We start from the raw sequence: 20,401 nt of genomic DNA, 5'->3' as shown, positions 1-20,401 counted from the left end.
TTGCGATCCTATGAGGAATGGATCCACTATCTTGGAACCCGACCGGCCCCGCTTCGCCATGAACGGAAAAAAACCGGCGCGCCCCGGCTTCTACCTTTTCCATCGTGGAGAGGAAGACGGCCCTTATCCCTTGGAGGAATTGCGCGACTTGCATCAATCCGGCGAAATCCCGGCGGTCACGCCGTGCCGTTCCTCACTGGAGCGGGAATGGCATGATCTCGCTTTCATCCTCAAAAAGGCGGAGGCCGCTTCGACATCCACTCCCGGTCACGAGGCGGCGACCTCCTCCCCGGAAACGTCTCCCACGGCCTGGAACGGACTGGTTCCCGCCGCCAAACCCGAACCAATGAACAAACTGGTCGCCGAAATGGTCGACCTCAACCGCCGACAAACACAATTACTGCTTTCGATCCGGAGGGCGTTATTCGCCTGCGCCCTCACTGTGCTCGGCGCCGTCGCCGCCACTTTAACCTATCTCGCCCTCTAATCTCTCGCCGCGCGCCCCTCGCGCGATCCCCTCGAAACCCGCGATTCCCGGCTGGCTTTCCCGCCCGAACCGGATAAGCTGTATTTCCGTCGCAATTCCGCCTGCCGCCCCCCTGAAGCATTTTATCCTTTTCATGAACCCGACAAAATTGGAAATCCTCACCTTGGGAAACGAGTTGCTGATCGGACTTCGCGAGAACCGGCACCTCACTTATCTCGGTGATCAACTGGCCCGATGTGGCCTCAATCCCCAACGAAACGTGGTGATCAACGACGAAGAAGTCGCCATCGGCCAGGAATTTCTCGCCAGCTTGGAGAAGGCCGACATCGTCATCGTCACCGGGGGCCTCGGTCCGACCGCGGACGACATCACCCGCGATTGCGTCGCCAAAGCCCTCGGGCTCGAAATGGTGCACGATCCCGAGATCGAACGTCACCTGGAAGAGTTTTACCGAAAACGTGGGAAAGCGATGCCCGACATCAACCGCAGAATCGCCTTCCGGCCGGCGGGCGCCGAGGTCCTCACCAACCGGGTCGGCACCGCCCCCGGTCTTTGGCTGGAATGGCACGGTAAGACCGCCATCCTCCTCCCCGGTCCGCCCGCGGAACTCGAGGACATTTTGAAGGAAGAGGTGTTGCCGCGACTGCGCCGAAAGGGAATCCTCGGCGAAGAAGAGGTCTACGTCCAGATCCGGACCGCCGGGATCGGTGAAAGCTTCTTGATCGAAAAGGTCCAACCGCTGCTTGATCTCTGCCCCGGCATCGAAGTCGCCTCCTGTCCCCACGAAGGGATGGTGGATCTTCGGATCAGTTCCGCCAACGGGGACCTTTCCCGCAAAAAGCTGGAAGGAGTCGCGCTGCAAATCGCCCGGGAACTGGGCGACGATTTCCTCTGCTTTGGCCACGACACTTTGGAGAATGTCGTCTTCGAGTTATTGCGCCGCCAGGAAATGACCCTAGCGGTCGCCGAATCATGCACCGGAGGTTTGCTGGCGAGCCGTTTCACCGATATTCCGGGCTCGTCCAAGGTGTTCCTCGGAGGAGTCGTCTGTTACTCCAACGACGCCAAGGTCCAGATCCTCGACGTTCCGGAGACGATGCTCGCCCAACACGGCGCGGTCAGCGCCGAAACCGCCGTGGCCATGGCGACCTGCGTCGGCGAATGCCTCGGGTCGGACTATGCCTTGAGCGTGACCGGTTTTGCGGGGCCCGGCGGGGGCAACGAAGCGAATCCGGTCGGCACGGTCTATCTCGGCCTCGACACCCCTACGGATTCCTGGGCCCGCAAAGTCCATTTCTCCGGGGGACGTTCCCATGTCCGCAAACAGGCCGTGAACGCTCTCCTCGATTGGCTGCGGCGGACTCTTCTGCGGAATAAGGTTCCCGAACCAGCCGACCAACCGCTCGGTTCCTGACGCTTCCTACTCCGCGTCCGGCACGGCGATGCCAAACGCCTCGGCCACCCGGGTCGAGAAAGCGGCCCGCGCCTCCGCCGGGGTCCATCCGAGCCAACGGACGGCGTTTTCGACCCCTTCGTCGGGGCAGAGCGCCGAACCGGCGAAGTTGGATGCCCCGGGCATGCGGACCACCCGGTCCGCCCCCACTTCGAGCTCGATTGCCCCGATCGAATAACGGCCCGCCGGTGCACCCGCGGCCGCCATGCAATCCGTGGTGAAAAGGACTTTTTCCTTCGGCTTGGCCCGGACGAAATTCCGCAGAGTTCCCGGCGGAATATGGATTCCATCCGGGATGAAAAACGCCGTCAGTTCGTCCCGGGCGAGCAAACGTTGGATGACATTATTATGTCGGTCCAATTGACCCGGCACCCCATTTCCCAGATGGGTGCAGAATTTCGCCCCCGCCGCGATCGCCCGGTCGATCTCCCCTTCCGACGCATTGGTGTGGCCCAGCGAGACTTCCACCCCGGCCGCCGTCACAGTCCGGATGAATTCAACCGATCCCTCCCACTCCGGGGCCAACGTCAACAAACGAAGATTCCCCCCCGCCGCTTTTTGCAATCGTTCGAACGCCCGCAAATCCGGCGCCCCCATATATTGCGCATCATGGGCTCCGCGAAAACCCGGCTCCGGCGATAACCACGGGCCTTCCAAATGATACCCGCAAATCGCCTCCGCCACTACGGAATCTTCGCTCCGCAACGTCTCAATTCGCTCAAACTTCCGTTCCAACGACTCGACCGAGTCGGTGATCAACGTCAGGAAAAAACGCCCGGTGCCGTGGTCGCCCAAACCGCGCACCGCGCGCCGCAGGTCCTCCAATCCGAGATTTGACCGCTGGAAGTCGACCCCGGCAAACCCATTTACCTGAATGTCGAAAAGAGTTTTCTCCGTTGAACCCATTACGGTCCCACCCTGGGTTTCCGGGGCTCGCATGTCAACCTCATACCTATTAGATCGATCATCCAGCCCCGGACTATTCCATCTGGGCGATTTGTTGGAGTCCCGCCTTCAGGCGGTCCCCACGTCGATTCAGAGACCGGCAAAGCCGGAACTCCAACAGGACAGGCGTTCTACCGCAGGGAGAGAATCCCCCCCACCGGTCACTCCGGTTTCACCAACTCCCAGGCCTCTTCCTCGTAATCGTAGAAATGCCGGCCGGCCGGAGTGCCTCCGCGGTAATAATAGGTCCAGGCTTGCCGGTCGTGTCCCCAGGAAAACGGATACAAATCCCGGCGGGTCCACAGCCATTCCTGCTGGATATGGTCCCACGTCCAAATGCCCTCGCGGTATCCTTTTCCCGCGACGTAAAACCACCCATGCTCGCCATGCCAAATCCAACCGAGCCGGGTGGCGGGGTTGAAATCGTGCACGTTGAAGGTCCCAAACCAAAACGTCTCATCCACCACTCCTCCCGGGGGCCGTCCGAAAAAGTCGAGCGGAACCACCACCACACGAAGCGTGGTGAACAAATCCCGCCCACCGCCGTGGTAATGCAAAGCGATATCCGAACTTCCGGTCTGACCCGGAACCGGTGTGAGAGTCAATTCCCTCCCGGACGGCGATAGGCTCGCCGAAACAATATCCTCGGGAACCTGCGCGACAATAGAGACGTTCGACAACGACGCGATTCCGGGCGACACGACCAACAACCCCAAATCGAATTCCTCCCCCGGCATCTCGGTCACGGGCAGGGAACTCAGCTCTCCATCGAAATCGACCACCGGTAGCGCGTTGATCGACTCCACCGCCTGCATTCCTCCTTCCATGACTTCGCCGATCACCTGCACCGTGCCGTAAACCGCGTCCCTTTGCGCTTGCGCGTCACTGACATTGATTCGCCACCGGGTCGTGTCGCCCGGGGGATCGTCGGGAAACTGCACGAGCGCCATCGTCCCCCGGCGGTTCGCCATATTTCCTTCCCGCAGCACCGGTCGTAATCCAGAAATCGCGACCGGTCCGATCTGCTCGAAGAAACGAAACCCACCGCCGTAAATGGCATACCCGGGCTCGGAGCGGTGAATGAGATTATCGTTAAAGGCCCCGGCTTCGACCAGCTCGAGAAAACCGGCCACGGTGCTCGGCGCCACGTCGGTTCGTAATCGAATCGGGATGTCACCATCCTCAGTCACAATGACCACAAAGTCGTTGAGTAGAATCGTCTCGGGGCCGGCCACGTCCACGTAAACCTGACGGATCGCTATCTGGGCGCTCACCGTCCCCATCAGTCCGATGCCAATCAAGACCGTCGCAAGTATCGTTTTCATTCCCTTCCTTCGCCGCTCCAGCGGTTTAATCTTATGGTTGACTCGACGGAGGGCTCGGCATCGGCGGCGTATCCGGCGACTCCCCGCCATTCGGCGGCACTGGGGTTTCGGCCGGAGGGGTGTTACTCGTATCCGGGGATCCGCCCCCGCCTCCACCCCCGCAACCGGTTGTCATGGAAACGGCCAACAGACCGCCGCCACACGCCACAAACAATAAATTCAGCCAGCGTTTCGTTTTCATCCTGTCTCCCTCACCCCGATTTATTCTTCGTCGGGAACCGTCCGCCAGGCACCTGCGTTCGGATCTTCGGAGTCCCGGTATTCAAAAAACTCACGCGCATCCGGAGCGCCGCCAGTCAGGTAGTAAACCCAAAATCCTGGTTCGGCGCCGTTGTGACGATAGAGAAACGGGTAAATGTCCGGCCGGGTCCAGAGCCAGTCTTGCTGGATGTCGTCCCACAACCAAAAACCATCGGCCGGATCCGCGGCGGCTCGGCTGTAGAGCCAACGGTGTTCGCCGTGCCAGAGCCATCCTTCCCGCGTCCCGTGGTCGAAGTGCCCATCGTCCAGCGACCCGAACCAATACGAGTTCCGCATTCCCGCGCCCAGCGGCTTCCCCCAAAAATTGAACGCGGTGACCGAATGGACCGTCACGAAATGCTGGAGCACCAACGCGTCTTCAGCTTCGTAATCAATCAAGGGCAATTGATTGAAAGCCCCGTGGATCGAGCTCGCGTTCCAGGCGTCCAGGTCATTGATCGCATCCACGACCGTCATGCCGCCATCCATCACCTCCGCGAAAACGGTGAAACCGCCGTTCTGCTCATCCAGGTTGGCGCTGTTGTCCCCGAGATTGACAAACCATTGGCTCGTCGCGCTGTTCGGATCTCCTCCCAGTTTAGCCATCGCCACGGTGCCCCGGACGTTCGACAACTGGAACTCGTTGATGATCGGCGGATGGGTGGGAACCGCCACCGCCTGGATTCCTTGTTGAGTTTGCACGACTGAAAAACCGCCTCCCTGCACCACGAAATCGTGGGCCAACCGATGAATGATGGTCCCGTTGTAGGCGCCGGAATTGGCGTATCGCAGGAAGTTATCGACGGTTCCCGGAGCCGCTTCCGGCAGCAACCGCAACCGGAAATCCCCCATGCTGGTCGAAACCGTCGCGCCGATTGCCTCCGGCAAGGGCTCTCCGTGAGCGTTCGTGAATCCAAAGGAAACGCCCGCGACCAACGCGGCGGAAAATACCAGCGGTCCGAGGCCGCGACCCATTTTCTGAACTTGATGCATAATTTGTTGATTTAGGTTGAACAGACGAGGCAAACCTTCCCTTCAAGGCACTACCCTCCAAACGCCCGCGTTCGGATCTTCCTCGTCCCGATATTCGTAAAATTCCCGGGCCACCGGCTGACCACCGGTTCGATAATAGACCCAGAAACCGTCGCCTCCATTGTGTCGGTAAAGAAACGGATACAGGTCGGGGCGGGTCCAAAGCCAATCCTGCTGAATGTCGTCCCACAGCCAAAAACCATCGGCCGGATCTCCGGCGCCGCGGGTGTAAAGCCACCGATGCTCCGCGTGCCGGACCCATCCTTCCCGCATCCCATAATCGAAATGCGCGTCATCCAATTGGCCGAACCAGGCCGACGGACGGACCCCGCGGCCGGCCGGCAGGGTCCAAAAGGCGAAGTCAAACACGGTCACGGACTGAATGACCACGAAATTGTCCAACGTCACATCGGAACTTCCTTCGTGGTTGCCCGGAGCCCACGGAACCGAATTGAAGCTGAAATGCAAATAATGGGCGAACTCGTCATTGGACGCATCCATGATCGGCAGTTCGTTGATCTGATCGATAAACGCCATCCCGTTTCCGACTACCCGGCCAAAGACGGTAAACCCACCGTTCTGGAAATCGAGATTCGCGCTGTTGTTACCGATGTTGACGAACCATTGGTTGGTGGCGCTATTCACGATGTTGGGCTGCTTCGCCATCGCCACCGTCCCCCGCACATTCGAGAGATTGAATTCATTCACCACCGGAGCATTGTCCGGCACATGTTTCACCTGGAACCACCCCGTCTGCGGGTTCGGAACGAGACGGAACCCCCCGCCTTGCAAAACGAAGTTCTCCACCAAACGGTGGAACACCGAACCGTCGTAAGCGCCCGAGTTCACATACGTCAAAAAGTTGTCGACGGTTTGCGGAGCCACACTGGGCAGCAACCGGATGCTGAAGTGCCCGAGATTGGTGACGATCAATACACCGGGATCATCGTCCTTCTCTGCCTCCACCGCGTGGGCCGGCACATGACCGCCGAAAGCGAAGAGAGTGGTCAACACCAGGGCGGCCCCGGTGGCGGGACGTTTGATCCGGTCTACTATCGGACGGATTTTCGAAGATAATTGAGCGATCATGATGGGATGAATCAATTGAATGGAGCCGCATCTTGGCGCCCTGCGGCTAGTTTTCAAACAAAGAAATTGGATCTCGAACACCTTTCCCGTTCCCCTCAGGGAATCGTCCGCCAAACTCCGGCGTTCGGATTGTTGCTGTCGCGATATTCGTAGAACTCCCTTCCACCGGGATTCCCCCCGGTCCGGTAGTAAACCCAAAAGCCGTCGCCGCCGTGATGGCGGTAGAAGAAGGGATAAAGGTCGGCCCGAGTCCACAACCAATCCTTCTGACCGTGATCCCACATCCAGATCCCCTGCGCAAATCCTGGTCCGGTTCCATACATCCAGTCATGCTCCAGATGCCGGACCCATCCTTTCCCGTCCTCCTCCTCGAAATGATGGTCATCGAGTCGCCCGAACCAATACGAATCGCGCAGGCCGGACCCCGGCGGCATTCCCCAGTAGTTGAACACGAAGGGCGTCGTCGACTCCACCCGGACAAAATGCTCCAGAGCCAAACTGAACTTCGGATTGTAATTCATCCACGGGACCGAGCCGAAGGCGGCCGGAAACGGGCCGACGCCCCACGACCAGAGGCTCATCCCGTTGATTGCTTCGAACACGTCCATTCCGCTTCCCACAACCTCCGCGAAGACCACGGCCACTTCCTCGCGGTCGGTGTTATCCCGCAGATTGACCGACCACGCCGTCGTAAAGGTCCCTTCCTCGATTTCCAACACCTCCATCGCCACCCGTCCACGCAAGGCGGGCGATCCGGGTTCATGGCCGCCCGGCGGGGCGATCACCAGCGGCGTCAGGTCGGGCCCTTCCAGGTCCCAATTCAATCGAAACACCCCTCCCTGCACCACCGCATCGGTCTCGACCCGATGGATCACGGTCCCGACGTAATCTCCCGCGACCACCCGTGCCAGAAAGCTTTCCACTGTCTCCGGCGCCGCCTCCGGTAACATCCTCAGATGAAACTCACCGGCGGTCGTCGAAAACGTCACCCCTTTCACCTCCCCATGCGCCCGGGGAACCACCGCCGCCGCAACCAGCGCCGCCACCCAAAGAATCGGCCAAAGAGTCCGCCGACATGAGAAGGAAGTAAACCTGACGCCCGGATCCGCAGCTCGAAGGTGAATCATAGTAACCAGTGATAAGCCGAAGATGCTGGGCGGAGTTCCCCGCCGTTTCAATCTCGAAAACAGCTTCGAAGCAGGATCTCAAACATCAGGCGACCAGGGCCAGTCCCGTCCGGTCGCGACGGCAAATTCCTTTACATTTGCATCCTCCCCCTTCGACCGCGTATACTTCCTGTTCTTTCCATTTGTCGGCCGGATCCCTTTTGGAAATCGACCCTTTCGATAATCCGGGTCCGCGAAACCACCAATAACCAACGACCAAACGACATGCCTGAGATCCACACTGGAATCCGATTCACCAAAATCGCCGGCTTGCTCGCCGTCCTTCTGATTGCGACGGCCGCTTGCCGCTCCACCCCTCAACCGCGGCCGGACGCGGACCCGCATCCTCCAACCGGAGAGACCCAACCGCAATTCGCCCCCGACCCGACCGCTCCGCCGCCCATGGAACTCCCCCGCTGACGGCGTCGGCAACAGTTGTATTTAGCCGCAAAAAGACACAAGAGGCGCAAAGGCAAAAACTTCCGATCACCCAACGAGTGGTTGGTAATAATCGGTCGCCCATGAGCTATCCCATGCTTTTGCGTCTTCTGTGCTTTTTTGTGGCTATTCCTACTGCGGAGTTTAGCTACAGCGGAACCGCACGCAGACCGGGGCGTTGACCGATTCCACCGCTCCGGTCCGACTCAAACGTCCACTCTCCGGATCGATGCGGAAGACCACCAGGTTGTCGGAATCACGATTGGCGACGACCAGGAGTTGGCCCGTCGGATCGATTCCGAAATTCCGCGGATGACGACCGCCGGTCGAAACGTGCTCGATCGCCTCAAGCGTTCCATCGTCCCGCACCTGGAACACCACGATACTGTCGTGTCCCCGGTTCGACCCGTAAAGAAACCGCCCCGATGGATGGACCAGGATCTCGGCGGTCCAACTTTCCCCGGAGTAACCATCCGGCAGCGTTCCCAACGTCTGCCCCATTTCCAGGCGTCCCTCGGCTCCATCCCAGGTAAATGCCGTCACCGTATTGTCGAGTTCATTGATGACATACAGCCAACGTCCCCCAGGATGAAACGCCAGATGCCGCGGTCCCGCTCCCGGTGCCAACGCGGCGCTCGCGAACTCCTTCCCGCCCATCAATCCTCCGGCCGGGTCCAGACGGTAAACAAAGATCCGATCGGCCCCGAGATCCGCAGCCAGCGCGAAATTCCCCGCCGGATCGACATTCACCGAATGGGCGTGCGGAGCCTTTTGCCTCCGGGAATTGGGACCACTACCCTCGTGCTGGACGAAAGCCGAACGTTCCCCCGGAGTGCCGTCATCAAACACCGGATACGCCGCAACACTCCCCCCGCCGTAATTTGCCACCAGGACGGTCCGGCCCGCCGGATCAATTGTTACATGACACGGTCCCGCACCGCCGGTCGAACGCTGATTCAAGCGCCGGAGCTTTCCGTCGCGTTGCTCGATGGCAAAAGCGGAAACCGCCCCGATCCCCTTTTCTTCATCCGAGTCCATCTGGTCCAAGGCATAAAGGACCGGCTTTTTCGGATGAAACGCCAGAAACGACGGGCTCTCCGCCTTCGCCGCCAATCCCCGAGGGACGAGCCTCCCCGCAGCCAAATCGACTTCATACAAATAAATCCCCTCGCTTCCGCCTTCGGAGGTAACCGTTCCCACGTAGAGCAATACTCCCATTCTTCCGCAAGTTAACCCCTCCCCCGCCCGCGGCAAGGCCAATTGGCCCGGTCCGCACCCGCTCCGCGATGTCAGGACAAACCTGCTCGCCACCGACGCCGCTTTTTGTTCAGATGGAAAGGCATGCCTATCGAAAACAGCTTCGTCGCGGCTTATCTCCTCCTCCTACTCGGAGGCGGGCTCGCCTGTTTCATTCATTTCCTTTTTTTTTCGCATGAATCGAAACGGATCGACCCTGCCGCGAGCGTCCCGGGATGGAACCTGAACATTCCGAACTTCGTGATCGGAGTGATCTCCATCATCGTCGTTGTTATCCTGGTCCAAATCGTCGCGGTCGGCCTCGCGCCGACGGAGTGGCTGATCGCCGATACGCCCGAACAGATCGTTTTCCTCGGTTTTGCCACCCATCTGGCCGCGCTTCTCGGCGTCGTTATTCTCTACAAGAGCTACCGCGATAAATTCCAGGAGCCGTTTGTGAAACGCAAGAGGTCCTGGCCCGAAGCCGCCGGCATCGCTTTCTATACGTTTCTCGTCCTGATTCCGATCATTTTTCCGATCACCTACGGCTGGAACTGGATCCTTGAAACCTTCGACATTGAAGCCGACGCCCAGGACTCGGTCATTTTGTTCGCCCAAATCGACACCCCCCTCCTCCTGATCCTGATGATCGTCCTCACCGTCGTGGTCGCCCCAATCAGCGAAGAGATCATCTTCCGCGGCGGCCTCTACCGTTTCCTCAAAGCCAGGACCGGGCTCATCGCCGCCTTGGTCGCCAATGGACTCCTGTTCTCCCTGGTTCATAAGAACCTCTTCAGCTTCGTCCCGCTCGCCATCCTCGGCATCGCTTTGGCTTATGTTTACGAGAGGAGCGGAGACATCAAAACGCCGATCCTCCTCCATGGTATTTTCAACTTGAATACAGTGATCATCATTCTCGCATCCGGCGGCTTGATGACGTGAGTCCCGCCCTCAGCGCCCATGAATCCGTTTAACTCACACCGCGCGCAGTCGGCCGCCAGCCTCGGGGAATCCCGCCTCATCGAAGCGATTCGGGGCTGGCTTGGCGACGCCTCCCCCTCTTCTCCCAAAGGGATCGGCGACGATTGCGCGGTTTTCCAGGTTTCCGGCGGGAACACCCGGGGTTTGGTCACGACCGACCCCGTCCTCTGGGGACGGCATTTCGATGAAACCGTCGCGCCGGAAGATGTCGCCGGAAAATTGTTCAGACGAAACCTGAGCGATGTCGCCGCCATGGGCGGCCGTCCGATCACGGCCGTTCTCTCCCTGCTCCTGCCGCCGACCACTTCCCTCGAATGGCTGAAACGCTTTCATCTCGGATTGCGGGACGCTTCGGCACTCTACGGCGTTCCGCTGTCCGGCGGAGACATCAGCCAAACCGACGGACTTCTCGCGGCCTGCATGACGTTGATTGGCGAAAGCACCGGACCACGCCTCCTCCTAAGGAAGGGGGCCGCAGAGGGAGATCATCTGTTCGTCACCGGTGCACTCGGCGGCAGCCGCCTCGGACACCATTTTTCGTTCGAACCACGCCTCAAGGAAGGCGAATGGCTTGCCGCGCGGGAGGAAGTGGTGGCGGGAATGGATATCAGCGACGGACTGGCCAAGGATTTGCCGGCCCTGATTCCGCCCGGTTCCGCAGCCGAGCTTTTCCCGCACCGAATCCCCGTTTCCCGGGACGCCGAAATCTCGGCGGAGAAAAGCGGTCGTTCCCCCCTCCATCACGCCCTGTGCGACGGCGAAGACCACGAGCTCCTGATCGCCGTGCGGAAATCAGCCGACCTCCCCGCCTTCGTCGCCGATTGGGAAAAGCGATTCCCCCTCTCCCTCACTTGTATCGGCCGTCTTGTCCGGCGCGACACGGACGCCGACGGCCCGTTGCTTCGCGGATTACCAGAGGAACTTTCAGGAACAATCCAAGGATATGAGCATCTTCGCTGAACTAAAAGCGGGCATCGAAACCCGCTCACCGGAGGAAATGCGGGCGGTCGCGGCCAAAGTGGCGGAAATCTGCCCGGAGAACATCACTTTCGAACTCACCGGTGACCTGGGTTCCGGGAAAACGGTGTTCGTCAAGGGTTTGGCCGAAGCTTGGGGCATTCGGGAAACGGTCACCAGTCCGACGTTCAATATCTTCTCGGTTTACCGGGGAAAGCGAAACCTCCTGCATCTGGACGCCTACCGTTTGAATTCGGCGGACGAAATGGAGGCGTTGATGGTCGAGGATTTCCTCCAGCCACCTTACTGCATTGCCGTGGAATGGCCCTCGAAAATCCAAGACTGGCTCCCCACCGACAGTTGGAAATTCGACTTTACGATCACGACGGAAGGCAGCCACATCGTCCGCTTGATTCACGGATAACCCCGCCCCACCCGGCGCGCCCGCTCCCGTCAAAAAAAAGCCCCGCCCGCCAAGATAACTGGCGGGCGGGGCCGGACACCTTCCCGGTTCCTGAAGTTGCCGGGAGGTGGGTTTTCTTAAAGACCGATTACTTGTTGGTGGCTTCGTCGAGAAGATCGCCGAGCTTCATCAAGTCTTCGCCATCCTTCATGGTGTCGTAAACGGCGGCCTCGGCGGCCAGCTGTTCCGAACTGTAGTTGGCGGCCTTGATGCTCAAGCCGATCCGACGTTCGTCGCGGTCGATCTTGATCACGCGGGCGGAGACTTCCTGACCGGGTTTCAAATGATCCTTCACCTTCTCGACCCGCTCTTCGGCGATCTGGCTGATGTGCACCAAGCCGTCGATCTGGTTCTTGAGTTCGATGAAAGCACCGTAGTTGGTAAGCTTCGAGACCTTGCCGGAGACGACGTCGCCGATCTTGAAGTAGCTCTCGATATCCTCCCACGGATCGTCGGCGAGCTGCTTCATACCGAGCGAAATCCGCTGCTGGCTCGGATCGACGTCGAGAACGATCGCGTCAATGTCGTCGCCCTTCTTCACCATCTCGCTCGGGTGGTTGATCTTGCGGGTCCAGGACATGTCGGAAACGTGGACCATACCATCGATCCCTTCCTCCAGTTCCACGAAGGCACCGTAGGTGGTGATGTTGCGCACCTTGCCGCTGACGCGGGAACCGACCCGGTAGTTGTGCTGAACCATTTCCCACGGATTGGTATCGAGCTGGCGAACCCCGAGGGAGATCTTCTGGTCGTCCTTCTGGATGCCAAGAACCACGGCGTCGATTTCCTCGCCGACCTTGAGCACTTCGCTCGGCTTGTTGATCCGCTTGGTCCAGGAAAGCTCGGTAACGTGCACCAAACCTTCCACGCCTTCTTCGAGTTCGACGAAGGCACCGTAAGGGACGAGATTGACCACCCGGCCGTGGACCTTGCCGCCGACCGGATATTTTTCCTCGATACGATCCCACGGATTCTTGGCGAGTTGCTTGAGCCCGAGCGAAACGCGCTCTTTGTCGCGGTCGACTTCGATGATCATCACTTCGATTTCCTCACCCTGCTTCACCATTTGGCTCGGGTGCGATATGCGGCCCCAGCTCATGTCGGTGATATGGAGGAGACCGTCGAGGCCATCGAGGTCGATGAAGGCGCCGTAGTCGGTGATGTTCTTGACCACCCCGCGGCGGGTTTGGCCCGGAGCCACGCTTTCGAGAAGCTCGCGGCGCTTTTGCTGCCGTTGCTCTTCGATCAGTTCGCGGCGGGAAATGACAATATTTTTCCGGTCCAGGTTGATCTTGAGGACCTTGAAATCGTAAGTTTGCCCGACGTATTGGTCGAGATTCTTGGGGGGCTGGACGTCGACCTGGGAGGCCGGCAGGAAGGAATCGACGCCGATGCTGACGATCAGGCCGCCTTTGACCTTGGCCTTGATACGACCGGCCACGATGGAACCTTCTTCGCACTTGGAAAGGATGTTTTCCCAGTTCTTCTTCTGCTCGGCTTTGTCGAAGGAAAGGATGGGGTTTCCGCCCACGTCCTCCACTTTTTCGACGTAGACGTCGATCTGCGATCCGGCTTGCAATTCGCCGAGGTCGACGAACTCGGAGGCGGGAATGACTCCCTCGGACTTGCCTCCGATATCAACCACCACTTCGTTCTGGCGGATTTCAGTGATGGTTCCGGGAACGATCGCTCCCTGTTTGAGGTTTTCGAATTTGCTCTCGGCGAGCAATTCTTCCATTAAGTTACTCATTATGTTGACGGTGCCGGCATGCCCGAACCGCTCCTCGGAGCCCGGACTGTCGACGTTTTGGCCCACGGCCAAACAGGTTGATGGTTTTCGATATTTTTGTGACCGGGTGAGGAACAAGCGGCATCCCGGTCTTTTCTCTGCCTTTTCAGCCGCAAAAGAGAACAATACCATGCCCTCCATGCTTTTGCTGGCAAGTGGAAAAGAAAAATCCCGGTAAATCTTTTCCGGGAAAAACCGTTCGAAAACCGACCGTCACCCGGCCAACGCGTGCAGATCCCGGAGCCGCTCCCGCACCGCCCGCAACTCCTCCACCTGCCGCTCCATCACCGCCCGGCAGGCGTCCGGCAATTCCTCCGCCAGGACCCGCTTATACCGGGAAATCGTCTCCTCCTCCACCCGGGCGCAGGTTTCCAGAAGCTGCCGGGGGGACCGCCCTTCCCCGGCCCCCGGTCCGCTCACCTCCCGCTCCACCGGAACCTCCGCTCCCTCCACCCAGCCGAGGGTCTCCAGCACGGACCGCAATTCCTCGTCGAACCGGGTCCGCTGGGCCGCGTACGAACTGAACAGATACTTCAGATCGGAATCCGGCGCAGTCGCGGCGGCCGCCCGGTAAATCGATTCGCCGACGCGGCATTCACGCCGGATCGCATCAAGGAGCTGGAAAGTACGCAGTTCGTCCGAAAACATTGAGTCGTCCAAACATAGCTGGATCCGTGCCAACACGATCCATTTCCCCGGGCCAGCCTTCCGCCCCAGTCCCCCACCTCCGCCGATCCGCCTGCCCAACGGCTTCGATCGAGGGCGATTGTCCGAAAACCATCCGCCACACAACCTCTCCACCAGGTCGCCGCCGATGCAGTTTGCAACCCAAACCTCGCGGTTCGCGGGCCTTCCTCAATAGACGTCTCGCTGATACCTCTTATCCTTCCGGAGCGCCTTGACGTATTCCCCCGCCTCGGCCGGACTCATTTTCCCATGTTCGGCTACAATCCGCTGCAGGGCGATATCAACATCCTTCGCCATTCGCTTGGCGTCGCCGCAAACGAAAAAGTAAGCCCCGTTCCGCAACCAATCCCAGAGCTCCTTCCCATTTTCCATCATCCGGTCCTGGACGTAAATCTTCCGTTCCTGATCCCGGGAAAACGCCAAATCCAACCGTTCCAGGACGCCATTCCTCAGATAATCCTCGAACTCTTCCTCATAGAGATAATCGGTCGCCCGATGCTGGTCGCCGAAGAAAAGCCAGTTCCGACCGGTGCCTCCCTTCACCGCCCGTTCCTGGATAAAGGCGCGAAACGGCGCGATCCCGGTCCCCGGACCGACCATGATCACGTCGGCCGCCTCATCCTCCGGCAACCCGAAATGGGAACTGGCCACGAAAACCGGCGCCGATTTTTCGGCGAGGGGCAATCGCTCGGCCAGATAAGTCGAACAAACCCCGATTCGCTCCCGCTCGTTGGTGGTGTAACGAACCACCGCCACCGTCAAATGGATCTCCTCCGGAAACATCAAGGGGGAGGAGGCGATCGAATACAACCGCGGCATCAACCGCTTCAACAATCCGACAAATTCCTGCGGCGTGAACCGAACGCTCCGGAACTCCTCCAACAGGTCGACAAACTCCCGGTTTGCCAGAAACTCCATCGCCTTCTCCCGCGCCTCCGGCAACATCAGGGCCTCCAATTCCGCCCGGTCCGCCAGATTGGTCGCCCGGTCGTGGAACGCCTCCAAGGTCTTCCGGGTCGGTCCGGCGATCGACAACCGGCTCAGCAGCGCCTCCCGCAAAGGGAGCGGTTCCTCCAACTTGGGCAGCTCCACCGGCTCTTCGCCGGTCGCCCCCAACGCCCGGAGCAACTGTTCCACATCCTTCGGATCGTTGCTCGGGAACACCCCCAACGAGTCGCCGACCGTGTAAACCATGCCGCTCCCGGCTATATCGACACTGAAATGCCGGGTCTCCTTCGCCGATCCCGGCTTGTTCAATAGCCGATTTTCCTTCAGGGAAGCTATCAACGGCTTGTCTTTGGTGTAGAGGTTGGTTTGCGTTGCGTTCGACATTTTCCTTAACTACGTCTTTGGTTTACCACGAAGACTCTCGCGAAACGCCAAGGACCTTGCGGTCGCCGGAAGTCCTTCGTTAACGAAAGCTCCCGGAGCTTCTCTTCGCCGTTCACTATTCAATCTCCTCCGATGCCGGAATCAACAGGAATCCGCCTGCAAAAGTTCATTTCCACCGCCGGGATTTGCTCCCGCCGAGCCGCCGAAACCCTCATCGAAGAGGGCGACGTCTCCGTCAACGGCAAACCCGCTGAACTCGGTCAGCGTATCGTCCCCGGACGCGACCGCGTCGTCGTCCGCGGACGCCTCGTCCAACCCCAGACCGCCCAGGCGATCACCTTGGCCATGCACAAGCCCAAGGGTTACCTTTGCAGCCACCACGACCCCCACCACAAACGAACCGTCTACGATTTGCTTCCGCCCGACCTCGCCGAACGCCGGTTTCTCTGCGCCGGGCGCCTCGACCTCGACAGCGAAGGGCTGCTGATTCTCACCACCGACGGCGAACTCGCCAACCGGTTGATGCATCCGGCCAGCCGGGTCGTCAAGCGCTACCATGTCTCCCTCAACCGCCCGTTCCCTCGCGCGAAAACCCCGATCTTGCTCCGGGGCGTCACCGTCGAAGGCGAAGAAATGAAGGTGGAAAAGGCGTTTCCCCTGAAATCCGGTCGGGGCGAGGAACCGACCGACTGGGAGGTCCACCTCCATCATGGCAAGAAACGCGAGATCCGCCGGCTCTTCGAAACCCTCGGTTATCGCGTCAAACGGCTCAAACGTTTCCAAATCGGCAGTTTCTCCCTCCGCCGCATCCCCCTCGGCAAATCCAAGGTGCTCAACGACCGTGACCTCCGCCTCCTGTTCAAGACCGACGATTCCGGCGAAATGGAATCGTTCTTCTGAGCCTTCGTCCCCTTCGCTCCATTAGAAGGGGCGTTCGACCGCGAATCCGTCCTCCCGATTGCCAGTTCCCGTCCTCCGGGTTAAATTAACGGTCTAACCAACGACAATCCTGCAATAGGAGGAAACGATTATGGCAACAAAAGCAGTGGGAATCGTCTTGATCGTCCTGGGGATCGGCTTGCTGATCTTCGGTGCGATGGAAGCGGACGGCATCGGCGCCCAGGTCCAGGAGTTCTTTACTGGAACACCACCTGACCGCGTGATTTGGATGCTCCTCGGCGGAGCCGTCAGTTTGGTTCTCGGCTTGTTCCTGGCCCTTTACCCGGCCAAGACGAACAACCGAATCGAATAAACCGAACCGGCCTCTCGGGAATCCCGTCGCCCGCAGCGGTTTCTCCGCCAACCGGGCGACGGATTCCTTTCCATTTCACCTCCCCCGGTCGGGAGCTTCACCTCACGCTATACAGATAACTCGCGATATCGCGGGCTTCTTCTTCGGTGATCCCCAAATCCGGCATCGCCGTCCCCGGACTGAATTCGTCTGGATTCTGCAGAAACGCCACCAGGTTTTCCGGCACGTTGGCCAATTGCCCGGCGATATAAATCTGGTTGATGAAATCCTCCAGTTTCGGACCGACCCGTCCCCTCGCCCCCCGGACCCCCGGGATCACATGGCAGGCGCCGCAACCGTAACGTTCGATCGCCTGCCGTCCCCGGTCGGCGTCGCCCCCCGCCACCTCCCACTCGGGGGGCATCGGATAACGGGAAGTCCCCCGCAGGAACAGATCGAAAAACACCGCCATCGAAAAGGAGACCGTGATCGCCACCAGCAAGATTACTTTCTGTTTGTCGTTCGGTTTCTTCATCCGCCTTCCTCAACAATTGCCTAGAAAATAGAAGATCGGGATACTCTGCACCGCGATCACGAAAAAGAAGCTGACGTTGGCGATCAGCCCCGACTGAATCAGGAACAGCGGGCCGCCGCCCCGGATTTCCGCATCGATCCGGTTGCTCGCGTCCTGCTTCTCCTTCCAACACAGAATCGTCGCCGCCGCGCAGGCCGCCAACGCCACCACCGTCACCGCGAGCAACATCCACGCAACCAGGTTGATCCCGAGAAAAACGTTCGCATCCCACCCGGCCACGCAGCCGAATTCCGCCAGCACCACCGCGAGGATCAAATGGAACAGCCACGCCACCCCGCCCCCGACCAGACAAACCGCCAACTTCCCATTGCCGGTCCTCCGAACGGGTTCTTCCGGCATCCCGGTCGACTTTACTTCCTTGTCGTTCGTATCACTCATCCCAATACCCGCGAAGCCAGATACAACACCGTGAAAACCACCGCCCCGGCCGCCGACACGAATCCCCAAAACATCGTGGTCAATTGCAGGTGCAACGTCATCACCCCCGGTCTTCCCCACTCATGGGTCCGCAACCGGATCAACATCGCCCCGGCCATCACCACCGCCGCCAACACATAGGCGATCAGAAACCAGCCCATCACATAAAAGATCGATCCGTAGGCGTGGTCCTGCGGCAAAAAGTCGAAGCGGGTCTGCTCGAAGAGTTTCAACCCGATAAAGAGGGCGCCGAGCAGCGCCGCCCCCACCAACAGGCCGAGGGTCGGTTTCACTTCCTTCCTTTGATAATAGACCCATGAGCCGTAGGCCGCCCCGCCGGCCAACAGCAAGAGCAGATGGGTCGGCAACGCCACCGCCATCCCGGGAGGTCCAAGCCCTCCTTGAGGCCACTCGGGCGAGAACAGCCAGAGGTAGAAGTAGGCGTAAACGAGCACCGCCAACGCCACCCCCGACACCACGATCAATGAAACCATTCCCCACCAGCCGACCGATTGGGTCCCGGTCACGAACACCGGCAATCCCGCCCGTTGCGGCACCGAACTTTCCCGGATCATCTTCAACTCCTCTTCGTCCGGACTAAGCCAACGCACCAAGGCCATCGCCGCGAAAACCAGACCGACCGGCAACACTCCGTACCATTCCGTCAACACGCCGAGAAACGCGATCAATAAGCCGAGCGCCATCAGAAAGGGGGCACTCGAAGGTCCGGCCAACACATGGATCGACATCGGTCGTCCGCTCACCGGTTCGCAAGCCAAGGTCGCCCGCCACCCGACCGGTCCCCCGGCCATCGCTTCCACCGCCCGCTCCGCCTGTTCGTCGGACCTTTCTTTCACCGGATGCCAGACTGGATTCCGGCTGGCGACGACCGGAAACCGGAAATAGTTGAAAATCGGCGGCGGCGACGAGACCGACCATTCCAGCGAATCGGCCTTCCACGGATTCGCCTCCGCCGGTTCTCCCCGCAACAGACTCCGGAAGAAATTGACCGCCAGACAAAGGAATCCCGCCCCGAGGATGAACGATCCGGCCGTCGCCACCACATTGTAACCGCCGATTTCCAACTCCGCCGGATACGTGTAAACCCGCCGCGGCATTCCGAGCAGACCCATGATGTGCATCGGGAAAAAGGTCAGATTGAATCCAATGAAATTCAGCCAAAAGCTCCATCTCCCGAGCCTCTCGTCCAACATCCGTCCGGTGAATTTCGGCAGCCAATAATGCAGGCCGCCGAAGACCGGAAAGAGCACGCCGCCGATCAATACGTAGTGCAGGTGCGCCACGATGAAAAAGGTGTCGTGCACTTGCCAATCAAACGGCACCACCGCCACCATCACGCCGGTGAATCCCCCAAGCACGAAGATAAAGACGAAGCCGATCATGTAGAGCATCGGCGAACTCAGGACCGGACGGGTTCCCCAGAGCGTCGCGATCCAGGCGAAGATCTGAATACCGCTCGCCACTCCGATCATCAGACTCGCCGCCGCGAAGAAACTGAGGGCGAAGACCGGGAGTCCGGTCGTATACATGTGGTGCGCCCAAAGCCCGAAACTGATGAAGCCGGTCAGCAGAATCGCCGCCACCACCAAGGGATAACCGACCAAGGTCCGGCGGGCGAAAGTGACCACGATCATCGACACGATCCCGGTCGCGGGCAAAAAGGCGATGTAAACTTCCGGGTGACCGAAAAACCAGAACAGGTGCTGCCAGAGGAGCGCGTTTCCTCCAAACAACGGATCGAAGAAGCGGGTCCCGACCGCCCGATCCAATTCCAACAGCGCCGTCGCCATCAGCAGCACGGTGAAGGCGAAAATGATCATCACTCCGGTCACCAGAATCGTCCAGGCGAAGACCGGCAATCGGTGCAATCCCATCCCGGGCGACCGCAACTTCAAGATAGTCACCACAAGTTCGATACCGGCGGTAATTCCGGCGATCTCAACCATCATCAGGCCGAGCAGCCAGAAATCGAGCCCGAGCCCGGAATACTCCGGTCCCGACAACGGCACATAGGCGAACCACCCCGCGTCCGGAATCGCCCCGACCAAAAAGCTGCCGTAAAAAACGAGGCCGCCGAAAAGAAAGGTCCAATAACTAAACGCGGTCATTCGGGGAAACGCCATGTCCCGCGACCCAATCATCAGCGGAATCAGATAAAGCGCCAACCCTTCCAGAAATGGCACGGCGAAGAGATACATCATCGTCGAGCCGTGCATGGTGAAGAGCTGGTTGTAAACCTGTGGTCCGAGGAACTCGCTCTCCGGGAAGGTCAATTGCAACCGCATCAACAATGCCAATACACCGCCGGCTACGAAAAAACTGAAGGCGGTGATCATGAACCGGCAGGCGAGCGGTTGGTTGTTGACCACACTGAGCCATCCCCAAACGCCGGGGGGACGGGTCCAGGTTTTTTCAAAGGCCGACTTTTGGTCGATGGAGGCGAAATCGGACATCGTC

The 20,401-nt window shown here is 59.6% G+C and carries 20 protein-coding genes; 8 read left to right on the top strand and 12 right to left on the bottom strand.

Going from position 1 to position 20,401, the window contains the following annotated elements; genetic code table 11:
- The first annotated feature begins 10 nt into the window (after window positions 1-10).
- Together ACWUI2_RS16270 and ACWUI2_RS16265 are read left to right on the top strand one after the other, a co-directional pair.
- Entirely contained in the window at window positions 11-487 is a 477-nt protein-coding gene (locus ACWUI2_RS16270) for a hypothetical protein (RefSeq protein WP_486983903.1), read from the top strand.
- A gap of 133 nt (window positions 488-620) precedes the next feature.
- Window positions 621-1,901 carry a competence/damage-inducible protein A gene (locus ACWUI2_RS16265; RefSeq protein WP_486983902.1) on the top strand — a complete coding sequence of 427 codons (1,281 nt, stop codon included), beginning with the start codon at window positions 621-623 and terminating at the stop codon, window positions 1,899-1,901.
- A 6-nt stretch (window positions 1,902-1,907) separates the two neighbouring features.
- On the opposite strand, the gene ACWUI2_RS16260 is transcribed toward ACWUI2_RS16265, so the two are convergent.
- From ACWUI2_RS16260 to ACWUI2_RS16240, 5 genes are all read right to left on the bottom strand, one after another.
- Window positions 1,908-2,846, bottom strand: coding sequence for an N-acetylglucosamine-6-phosphate deacetylase (locus tag ACWUI2_RS16260; protein ID WP_486983901.1), 939 nt, complete (start codon window positions 2,844-2,846; stop codon window positions 1,908-1,910).
- 200 nt (window positions 2,847-3,046) lie between these two features.
- Window positions 3,047-4,210 (bottom strand): peptidylprolyl isomerase, encoded by a 1,164-nt coding sequence (locus tag ACWUI2_RS16255; protein WP_486983900.1) that lies wholly within the window; start codon window positions 4,208-4,210, stop codon window positions 3,047-3,049.
- Between the two features lie 261 nt (window positions 4,211-4,471).
- Complete coding sequence (locus tag ACWUI2_RS16250) at window positions 4,472-5,503, bottom strand: peptidylprolyl isomerase (RefSeq protein ID WP_486983899.1); 1,032 nt, start codon at window positions 5,501-5,503, stop codon at window positions 4,472-4,474.
- Between the two features lie 42 nt (window positions 5,504-5,545).
- The gene (locus ACWUI2_RS16245; protein WP_486983898.1) at window positions 5,546-6,631 is read right to left on the bottom strand and encodes a peptidylprolyl isomerase; all 1,086 of its coding nucleotides are present in this window, start codon (window positions 6,629-6,631) and stop codon (window positions 5,546-5,548) included.
- A gap of 95 nt (window positions 6,632-6,726) precedes the next feature.
- Window positions 6,727-7,758, bottom strand: coding sequence for a peptidylprolyl isomerase (locus ACWUI2_RS16240; protein WP_486983897.1), 1,032 nt, complete (start codon window positions 7,756-7,758; stop codon window positions 6,727-6,729).
- 264 nt (window positions 7,759-8,022) lie between these two features.
- Here ACWUI2_RS16240 and ACWUI2_RS16235 point away from each other — a divergent pair, with 264 nt between their 5' ends.
- Entirely contained in the window at window positions 8,023-8,217 is a 195-nt protein-coding gene (locus tag ACWUI2_RS16235) for a hypothetical protein (protein WP_486983896.1), read from the top strand.
- 162 nt (window positions 8,218-8,379) lie between these two features.
- Here the strand turns inward: ACWUI2_RS16235 and ACWUI2_RS16230 are convergent, their stop codons facing one another.
- Complete coding sequence (locus tag ACWUI2_RS16230; RefSeq protein WP_486983895.1) at window positions 8,380-9,453, bottom strand: lactonase family protein; 1,074 nt, start codon at window positions 9,451-9,453, stop codon at window positions 8,380-8,382.
- 123 nt (window positions 9,454-9,576) lie between these two features.
- On the opposite strand from ACWUI2_RS16230, the gene ACWUI2_RS16225 reads away from it, so the two are divergent.
- The 3 genes from ACWUI2_RS16225 to tsaE are packed head-to-tail and all read left to right on the top strand — an operon-like array spanning window position 9,577 to window position 11,833.
- Window positions 9,577-10,413, top strand: a complete 837-nt coding sequence (locus ACWUI2_RS16225; protein WP_486983894.1) for a CPBP family intramembrane glutamic endopeptidase — start codon at window positions 9,577-9,579, stop codon at window positions 10,411-10,413.
- An 18-nt stretch (window positions 10,414-10,431) separates the two neighbouring features.
- Window positions 10,432-11,412: a thiamine-phosphate kinase gene (locus ACWUI2_RS16220; protein WP_486983893.1), complete on the top strand. Its 981-nt coding sequence runs from the start codon at window positions 10,432-10,434 to the stop codon at window positions 11,410-11,412.
- Entirely contained in the window at window positions 11,396-11,833 is a 438-nt protein-coding gene (tsaE, locus tag ACWUI2_RS16215; protein ID WP_486983892.1) for a tRNA (adenosine(37)-N6)-threonylcarbamoyltransferase complex ATPase subunit type 1 TsaE, read from the top strand. The genes ACWUI2_RS16220 and tsaE overlap by 17 nt, the downstream gene beginning before the upstream one ends.
- Window positions 11,834-11,960: 127 nt before the next feature.
- Here tsaE and rpsA read toward each other — a convergent pair whose 3' ends face one another.
- From rpsA to ACWUI2_RS16200, 3 genes are all read right to left on the bottom strand, one after another.
- The gene (gene rpsA / locus ACWUI2_RS16210; protein WP_486983891.1) at window positions 11,961-13,622 is read right to left on the bottom strand and encodes a 30S ribosomal protein S1; all 1,662 of its coding nucleotides are present in this window, start codon (window positions 13,620-13,622) and stop codon (window positions 11,961-11,963) included.
- Between the two features lie 252 nt (window positions 13,623-13,874).
- A complete protein-coding gene (locus ACWUI2_RS16205; RefSeq protein ID WP_486983890.1) occupies window positions 13,875-14,309 on the bottom strand; it encodes a ferritin family protein in 435 nt (144 codons plus the stop codon).
- A gap of 207 nt (window positions 14,310-14,516) precedes the next feature.
- Window positions 14,517-15,680 (bottom strand): sulfite reductase subunit alpha, encoded by a 1,164-nt coding sequence (locus tag ACWUI2_RS16200; RefSeq protein WP_486983889.1) that lies wholly within the window; start codon window positions 15,678-15,680, stop codon window positions 14,517-14,519.
- A 132-nt stretch (window positions 15,681-15,812) separates the two neighbouring features.
- Here ACWUI2_RS16200 and ACWUI2_RS16195 point away from each other — a divergent pair, with 132 nt between their 5' ends.
- Both ACWUI2_RS16195 and ACWUI2_RS16190 read left to right on the top strand, forming a co-directional pair.
- Window positions 15,813-16,580: a pseudouridine synthase gene (locus ACWUI2_RS16195; protein WP_486983888.1), complete on the top strand. Its 768-nt coding sequence runs from the start codon at window positions 15,813-15,815 to the stop codon at window positions 16,578-16,580.
- A 130-nt stretch (window positions 16,581-16,710) separates the two neighbouring features.
- The gene (locus ACWUI2_RS16190; protein ID WP_486983887.1) at window positions 16,711-16,932 is read left to right on the top strand and encodes a DUF3185 family protein; all 222 of its coding nucleotides are present in this window, start codon (window positions 16,711-16,713) and stop codon (window positions 16,930-16,932) included.
- 97 nt (window positions 16,933-17,029) lie between these two features.
- On the opposite strand, the gene ACWUI2_RS16185 is transcribed toward ACWUI2_RS16190, so the two are convergent.
- The 3 genes from ACWUI2_RS16185 to ctaD are packed head-to-tail and all read right to left on the bottom strand — an operon-like array spanning window position 17,030 to window position 20,397.
- Window positions 17,030-17,446 (bottom strand): c-type cytochrome, encoded by a 417-nt coding sequence (locus ACWUI2_RS16185; protein ID WP_486983886.1) that lies wholly within the window; start codon window positions 17,444-17,446, stop codon window positions 17,030-17,032.
- A 9-nt stretch (window positions 17,447-17,455) separates the two neighbouring features.
- Window positions 17,456-17,884, bottom strand: a complete 429-nt coding sequence (locus ACWUI2_RS16180; RefSeq protein WP_486983885.1) for a hypothetical protein — start codon at window positions 17,882-17,884, stop codon at window positions 17,456-17,458.
- Window positions 17,881-20,397: a cytochrome c oxidase subunit I gene (ctaD, locus tag ACWUI2_RS16175; RefSeq protein ID WP_486983884.1), complete on the bottom strand. Its 2,517-nt coding sequence runs from the start codon at window positions 20,395-20,397 to the stop codon at window positions 17,881-17,883. The genes ACWUI2_RS16180 and ctaD overlap by 4 nt, the downstream gene beginning before the upstream one ends.
- Window positions 20,398-20,401: the final 4 nt, after the last annotated feature.

This window comes from Verruconatronum alginivorum (assembly GCF_056590205.1).
This window is presented reverse-complemented; position numbering and strand designations above follow the sequence as displayed.